Origin of the sequence: Kitasatospora sp. NPDC007106, from assembly GCF_040634455.1 — a bacterium.
GTDB classification, from domain to species: Bacteria; Actinomycetota; Actinomycetes; order Streptomycetales; family Streptomycetaceae; genus Kitasatospora; species Kitasatospora arboriphila.
In genome coordinates this window covers 1-2353 of record NZ_JBEYFP010000871.1, presented here as the reverse complement: position 1 = coordinate 2353, position 2353 = coordinate 1, and the positions used below count along the sequence as shown (strand labels likewise).

Sequence of the window (2353 nt, the reverse complement as noted above, 5' to 3'; positions counted from 1 at the left end):
GGGTGTTGAGACGTGTGCTGTTCCGATGTGTGCGGGCCCGCCTCGCCGTCCGCGACCGCCTCGGCGGCACCGACCACGGCCTCCGCCGCGCCCTCGGACACGCCGAGCGCCGCACCGTCCTCGGCGAGCCCCGAGGCCACCGCCCCCGCAGCCTCCGACGGCGGCTCCGGCAGCGGCACGGCCACCGTGGTGGTCGTCGCCGTCCTGGCCGCGGCCATCGTCGGCGTGGTGGTCTGGCGCCGCCGGGCCGCCCCGCGCGACTGACGCGAACGACACGGGCCCGGTCCGCTCGTCGGACCGGGCCCCTGCGCCTGCCGGGCGGGACTACCCGCCGACGCCGGCGTCCGGCGCCAGCACGCCGGCGGTGACCAGACCGATGATCACCACGCCGAGCGCCACCCGGTACACCACGAACGGCATGAAGCTGTTGTGCGAGATGTACTTCAGGAACCACGCGATGGCGGCGTAGCCCACCGCGAAGGCGATCGCGGTGGCCAGCAGCGTCGGCCCCCAGGCCGGCGCCGGGCCCTCGCCGATCTTGAACAGCTCCAGCGTGCCCGAGGCCAGCACCGCCGGGATCGCCAGCAGGAACGAGTACCGCGCCGCGGCCTCCCGGCTGTACCCCATCAGCAGGCCCGCACTGATCGTGCCGCCCGAGCGGGACACCCCCGGGATCAGGGCCAGCGACTGCGCGAGGCCGTACGCCGCCGCGTGGGGGAGCGTCAGATCGCTGATCGGGCGGGCGTTGCGGACCGCCCGAGAGCGGTCCGCGACCGCGAGGACCAGGCCGAAGACGATCAGCGTGGTGCCGATGACCCGCAGGTCGCGCAGCGAGGTCTCGATGGTGTCCTGGAACGCCGCGCCGAAGAGGCCGATCGGCAGGGTGCCGACGATGACGAACCAGCCCAGCCGGGCGTTCGGGTCGCTGCGCCGCGCGGGGCTGAACAGCGAGGCCGCCCAGGCGCCGACGATCGCGGCGATGTCCTTGCGGAAGTAGATCAGCACGGCCGACTCGGTGCCCAGCTGGGTGACCGCCGTGAACGCCGCCCCCGGGTCGTCCCAGCCCGCCAGTGCCGAGAAGACGCGCAGGTGCGCGCTGGAGGAGACGGGCAGGAACTCGGTGAGCCCCTGGACGAGGCCGAGCACGGCCGCGTGGAACCAGTCGATCACCGGGCACCCGCCAGGGGCGTCCGTCGGTGGGTGTGCATGGGGGCTGTCCTGTTCGTTCGTGGTGGTGCGCGGTCCGCCGACGGCACGACGCGGTCGGGGAGGCTGCCGGGGCCCTGCCGTTCCGCGGCGCCGCCTGCTGCGGCGCCCGGCCCCCTCCGGCGCAGCTGGAGAATAGGCATTCAAGATGACCGGCAGCTTTCCGCAGGGTCAAGATCCGGTGCCGCCCCGGCCCCGGCCGTGCCTGCCGAACCTGCCGTGCCTGCCGGACCGGCGGGGTGACGGCATGTCAGGCGCGCCGCGGCAGCACGGCTGCGGCATGCTGGCCCCGGGCCACCACACGGACGGGAGCGGACGGCATGAGCGGACGGCTGGCGGGCAGGGCGGCGGTGGTCACGGGTGCGGCCCGCGGGATCGGACGCGCCACCGCGGAACTCTTCGCCGACGAGGGCGCACGGCTCGTGCTGACCGACATCGACGGCCCCGCGGTCGAGGCGCTGTGCACCGAACTCTCCGCCGACGGCGCCGAAGCGGTGCCGGTCGCCGGCGACGTCTCGGTGCCCGCGGACGCCCGGGCGATGATCGAGACCGCGGTGGGCTCCTACGGCCGGATCGACGTGCTCGTCGCCAACGCCGGGGTGATCCCGCTGCACACCGTCGCCGAGGCCACCCCCGAGGACTGGGACGCCGTCATGGCCGTGGACGGCCGCGGCATGTTCCTCACCTGCAAGTACGCGATCGAGCGGATGTCCGCGGCCGGCGGCGGCTCGATCGTCTGCCTCTCCTCGATCTCCGGCCTCGCCGGCCAGGCAGGCCAAGCCGTGTACGGCCCGGCGAAGTTCGTCGCCACCGGGCTGACCAAGCACCTCGCGGTGGAGTGCGCCCCGCAGGGCATCCGGGTCAACGCCGTGGCGCCGGGCACCATCCGCACCGACCGGGTCCGGCAGCTCCCGGACGAGCCCGGCGGGCCGGAGTACCTGGAGGCGATCGTCCAGCAGCACCCGATGGGCCGCCTCGGCGAACCCGAGGAGGTCGCCCGGGCGATCCTCTTCCTCGCCTCCGACGAGGCCTCCTTCGTCACCGGCGCGGTGCTGCCCGTGGACGGCGGCTACCTCGCCCGCTGACCCCGGCTCCGGCCGCGGCGGCCGGCCCGGGGGCTGCCGCGGGGCTCAGCGGCGGCGCGGGA

General features: G+C 75.2%; 3 protein-coding genes. 2 read left to right on the top strand and 1 reads right to left on the bottom strand.

The genetic code is table 11. The features are described from left to right. The first annotated feature begins 27 nt into the window (after nucleotides 1-27). Nucleotides 28-264, top strand: coding sequence for a hypothetical protein (locus ABZ641_RS33460; protein WP_359988006.1), 237 nt, complete (start codon nucleotides 28-30; stop codon nucleotides 262-264). Nucleotides 265-324: 60 nt separating this feature from the next. Here ABZ641_RS33460 and ABZ641_RS33455 read toward each other — a convergent pair whose 3' ends face one another. Beyond that, nucleotides 325-1167, bottom strand: a complete 843-nt coding sequence (locus ABZ641_RS33455; protein WP_344624686.1) for an undecaprenyl-diphosphate phosphatase — start codon at nucleotides 1165-1167, stop codon at nucleotides 325-327. Between the two features lie 359 nt (nucleotides 1168-1526). Here ABZ641_RS33455 and ABZ641_RS33450 point away from each other — a divergent pair, with 359 nt between their 5' ends. Continuing rightward, a complete protein-coding gene (locus ABZ641_RS33450) occupies nucleotides 1527-2291 on the top strand; it encodes an SDR family NAD(P)-dependent oxidoreductase (RefSeq protein ID WP_344624607.1) in 765 nt (254 codons plus the stop codon). Nucleotides 2292-2353 lie beyond the last annotated feature (62 nt).

Excerpts from the sequence above, each read along its gene's own strand:
- ABZ641_RS33450 (WP_344624607.1), top strand. The coding sequence starts at position 1,527 with ATGAGCGGACGGCTGGCGGGCAGGGCGGCGGTGGTCACGGGTGCGGCC.